This is a genomic window from Microcystis sp. LEGE 08355, assembly GCF_015207185.1.
Lineage (GTDB): Bacteria > Cyanobacteriota > Cyanobacteriia > Cyanobacteriales > Microcystaceae > Microcystis > Microcystis panniformis.
This window is the reverse complement of sequence record NZ_JADEXI010000466.1, coordinates 1-3,703: the sequence shown is the minus strand read 5'-3', so window position 1 is coordinate 3,703 and position 3,703 is coordinate 1. Positions and strand designations below refer to the sequence as shown.

The window sequence follows — 3,703 nt, the reverse complement described above, 5'->3', positions numbered from 1 at the left end:
CTATCCCGATGTGATGGTGATTAAAGGTCAACCTCTCTATCAAGGGAATAGTCAATCTAACGTGATCAATCCTTTAATTATTGTCGAAGTTCTCTCTAATTCTACCCAAGCTTATGATCGAGGGGATCAGTTTAAATTCTATCGTTCCTTGCCAACTTTTCAGGAATATATTCTGATTGAACAATCTAGTTATAGTGTAGAACGTTACTATAAACAAAAGGATGATCAATGGTTAATTGATTTCGTCACGGGGGAAAATGCGGTTTTACAATTGGTGTCGGTGGATTGGCAGATTTCTTTTCAAGATTTATATCAAAGAGTCAATTTTGACCTAGCAGAAACCTAAAATTAAAAAAAAGGTGAAAAAGAGTCGCTATCAAGAAACTCATTATCTCAAAATAGCTAATCTTTTTTGTTATAATAGACGGACTACTATATGTTAAATCTATGGAAGCTCTAGATTTTTCCGATCAACTACAATGGACCGCAGAAGCCAAGGCAAAACTAAAAAATATTCCCTATTTTGTTCGTTCCTAAGCGCGTCAGCGGATTACTGAGATATTTAAGATACACTTTTCCGAGCCACTCAATTAATAGCCTTACTCAAGGATAACTTTGTCTCTTTTTAAGGAAATGCTGTACCCTAGAAAATGGAATAGGAAGGAGAGTCAAAAATGTTAAGCGCTACCGAAACTAAATATTATACTCCCGAAGAATATCTCGCCCTAGAGGAAACGTCCGAAGATAAAAATGAATATCGTCAAGGAGAAATTATCCCAATGGTAGGAGCTACCACTAATCACAATCAGATTGCCGGAAACTTCTATCGAAGATTTCCTCTGACTATCAATAATCAAGATTATTATACCTACATGGAAACGGTGCGTTTATGGCTATCAGATTATAGCATTTACACCTATCCCGATGTGATGGTGATTAAAGGTCAACCTCTCTATCAAGGGAATAGTCAATCTAACGTGATCAATCCTTTAATTATTGTCGAAGTTCTCTCTAATTCTACCCAAGCTTATGATCGAGGGGATAAGTTTAAATTCTATCGTTCCTTGCCAACTTTTCAAGAATATATTCTGATCGAACAATCTAGTTATAGTGTGGAACGTTACTATAAACAAAAGGATGATCAATGGTTAATTGATTTCGTCACGGGGGAAAATGCGGTTTTACAATTGGTGTCGGTGGATTGGCAGATTTCTTTTCAAGATTTATATCAAAGAGTCAATTTCGACCTAGCAGAAACCTAAAATTAAAAGAAAGGTGAAAAAGAGTCGCTGTCAAGAAACTCATTATCTCAAAATAGCTAATCTTTTTTGGTATAATAGACGGACTACTATATGTTAAATCTATGGAAGCTCTAGATTTTTCCGATCAACTACAATGGACCGCAGAAGCCAAGGCAAAACTGAAAAATATCCCCTACTTTGTTCGTTCCCAAGCGCGTCAAAGGATAGAAGAATTAGCTCGTCATGCCGGTTCCGATCGAGTTACCGTGGAAATGGTGGAACAGGCTAGAGTAGAATTCGGACAGTAGATTTTTAGCCGCCAATTTGGGACATAGTACGGGTATAAATGCCGCTTGATGTGCCGGAATCACGCAGTTTAAAGTTTATTTCTGCCTTCAGTTCTATTAATTCCCGCACTCTTTCCCTGATTTCTGCCGGCGAAATTCCCTGACGGAGGGCAGTTTTTAGGTCAATTTGTCCAGTTTCGTTGAGGAGACAGGGACGCAACCAACCATCGGCCGAGAGACGTAGGCGGTTGCAGCGATCACAAAAACATTCCGACATCTGACTGATAAAGCCAATTGTACCCTTAGCCCCCGGAATTTGAAAAACATCGGCTGGACCATTTCCCCGCACTTGACCCTCATTTAAGCCCCATTTTGCCCGAATTCGCCCCCTTAATTCCTCGTTCGCAATCCAAGCTTTTTCTTGAAATAAATCACCGTTACCGATGGGCATAAACTCGATAAAACGGACGTGCCAACGCTTCTCGATGGTCAAAGCCGCTAAATCTTCCACTTCTGCCTCATTTATCCCCGGAATTACCACCACATTCAATTTTAAGGGGTCAAAACCCACTCTCTGGGCCGCTTGAATACCTGCCCAAGTTTTTTGCCAACGACTCCGGCCGCGATTACCGATAATTTTATCGAAAGTGTCGGGGTCGAGGGAGTCCAAACTGATATTAATCCGTCTTAGTCCGGCTTCATACAACATTTCGGCTAAATTGTCAAGTAAATAGCCATTAGTGGTCAGAGCTAAATCGCTAGTGGCAGATAAAGAGGCGATATCGCGCACAATCTCCACTACTTCGGGATGTAAGAGAGGTTCCCCACCAGTAAGGCGAAATTTGCGGAAACCGAGGGGAATAAAGACATTTTTGACTAAAGTAAGAATTTCCTCCCGGGTGAGTAAGTCTTGCGGTCGAACATAGGCCAATTCTGCATCTTCAGGCAGACAATACTGACAGCGAAAGTTACAGCGATCGATTAAACTAATCCTGAGATAGTCGATTTGGTTCATGTTCAGGGGCAAATACTGTTATAAAACTTCATGAATTTATCATAACAATTCCGGCTCGATCGATATCTAGACATCGGGCGAAGTTTCGAGAAAACCACGGTTAAATCTAGATTTTAGTCTATGATGACAATAGATTTGCTCAATGGCAAGGGCCAATAAGGATTGGTAAATTTGATAATTTTTCTTGATTGTACTTAAGTAGGGTTTGCCGAAAAAGTTTCTCGTGGGGCCAGGGTGTAGGGTGTAGGGTGTAGGGTGTAGGGTGTAGGGTTTTACCCATTTTCATCTGGTAAATTACCTAATTTTCAGGGAAAAAGTCCAGGAATTTTCCCCCCGATCCCTCCAATGGCTGGCACTTTTTGATTTCCCAAAAGCCTAAAAGTTTTACCCAACAAGGTTTTAAGATTTATTCAGCCAACGCTAACTAAAAAGGTCAGCTAACACCCCAAAGAAATATTAAACAATCCTCTAGATATGGACAAACAGAATACTATCTAATACTCAATCCGTTGAGGCGTTGGGTTTCATGCTTCAACCCAACCTACGTTCATCTTATATTTAATTCCACCCACCTACTTATCTAAATTGAACGAGCCAGTAATGCTATGATCAAAAATTAATTATCTTGAGATGGTAATTTGTGTGATGTTACCTTTTTTACTACCCATTGCCCAAACTCCCCCTAGTGTAGAAATAATTCGACCAGTGCAGGTGCGTCCTTTACCGAATCAACTAGATCAAGTTCCCGTTTTTAATAGCAATAGTCCCGAATTATTGCTAGGAGAAGGGATTTTGCTTTCGACTTTTCCCCCCCAAGAAAAAAGTTTTCCCTCGGCCCATTTAAATTATGCTTTTCAGGGACGCTTTGATATTTTTGCCCACCATATAGCGAGGGGGAGTTTTCCCGATAATTTACGCACCCTTTATCTGGGTATATTACTCCACAATCCCAGTCCTAATCCCGTGACTGTTAAAATTTTGCAGGGGGCCAGTTATTTGAGTCAACCCGATGCAGCTTTTATCGATTTACCTGCACAAGTGGAAAATAATCAGGGGACGGTTTTTGCTGGGCCGGGAAGTCGGGTAATGGGGGATATTTTAATGGGGCAGCGTCAGGATATTTTTCCCGATAGGATTATTATTCCGGCGGGGGAGAGTTT

Annotated in this window: 5 protein-coding genes and 1 pseudogene; 5 read left to right on the top strand and 1 reads right to left on the bottom strand. The window is 40.7% G+C overall.

The annotated features are described in order from the left end of the window. The 4 genes and pseudogenes from IQ242_RS19280 to IQ242_RS19265 all read left to right on the top strand — a co-directional run. The coding region (locus IQ242_RS19280) for a Uma2 family endonuclease (RefSeq protein WP_193961074.1) at positions 1-346 on the top strand (346 nt) is incomplete at its 5' end. 101 nt (positions 347-447) lie between these two features. Continuing rightward, positions 448-534, top strand: a pseudogene (locus tag IQ242_RS19275) (PCP reductase family protein); the annotation flags it as partial. Between the two features lie 140 nt (positions 535-674). Next, positions 675-1,262 carry a Uma2 family endonuclease gene (locus IQ242_RS19270; protein ID WP_193961073.1) on the top strand — a complete coding sequence of 196 codons (588 nt, stop codon included), beginning with the start codon at positions 675-677 and terminating at the stop codon, positions 1,260-1,262. 101 nt (positions 1,263-1,363) lie between these two features. Then, entirely contained in the window at positions 1,364-1,549 is a 186-nt protein-coding gene (locus tag IQ242_RS19265) for a PCP reductase family protein (protein WP_002771508.1), read from the top strand. A 4-nt stretch (positions 1,550-1,553) separates the two neighbouring features. Here the strand turns inward: IQ242_RS19265 and moaA are convergent, their stop codons facing one another. Next, positions 1,554-2,543, bottom strand: coding sequence for a GTP 3',8-cyclase MoaA (gene moaA, locus IQ242_RS19260; protein ID WP_012264115.1), 990 nt, complete (start codon positions 2,541-2,543; stop codon positions 1,554-1,556). Between the two features lie 630 nt (positions 2,544-3,173). Here moaA and IQ242_RS19255 point away from each other — a divergent pair. Beyond that, positions 3,174-3,703, top strand: a 530-nt coding sequence (locus tag IQ242_RS19255) for a DUF3370 family protein (RefSeq protein ID WP_193961072.1), incomplete at its 3' end; no start/stop codon positions are given.

What these genes read in the sequence shown, in the direction of transcription:
- IQ242_RS19270 (WP_193961073.1), top strand. Translation starts at nt 675, where the DNA reads ATGTTAAGCGCTACCGAAACTAAATATTATACTCCCGAAGAATATCTC.
- moaA (WP_012264115.1), bottom strand. Translation starts at nt 2,543, where the DNA reads ATGAACCAAATCGACTATCTCAGGATTAGTTTAATCGATCGCTGTAAC.
- IQ242_RS19265 (WP_002771508.1), top strand. Translation starts at nt 1,364, where the DNA reads ATGGAAGCTCTAGATTTTTCCGATCAACTACAATGGACCGCAGAAGCC.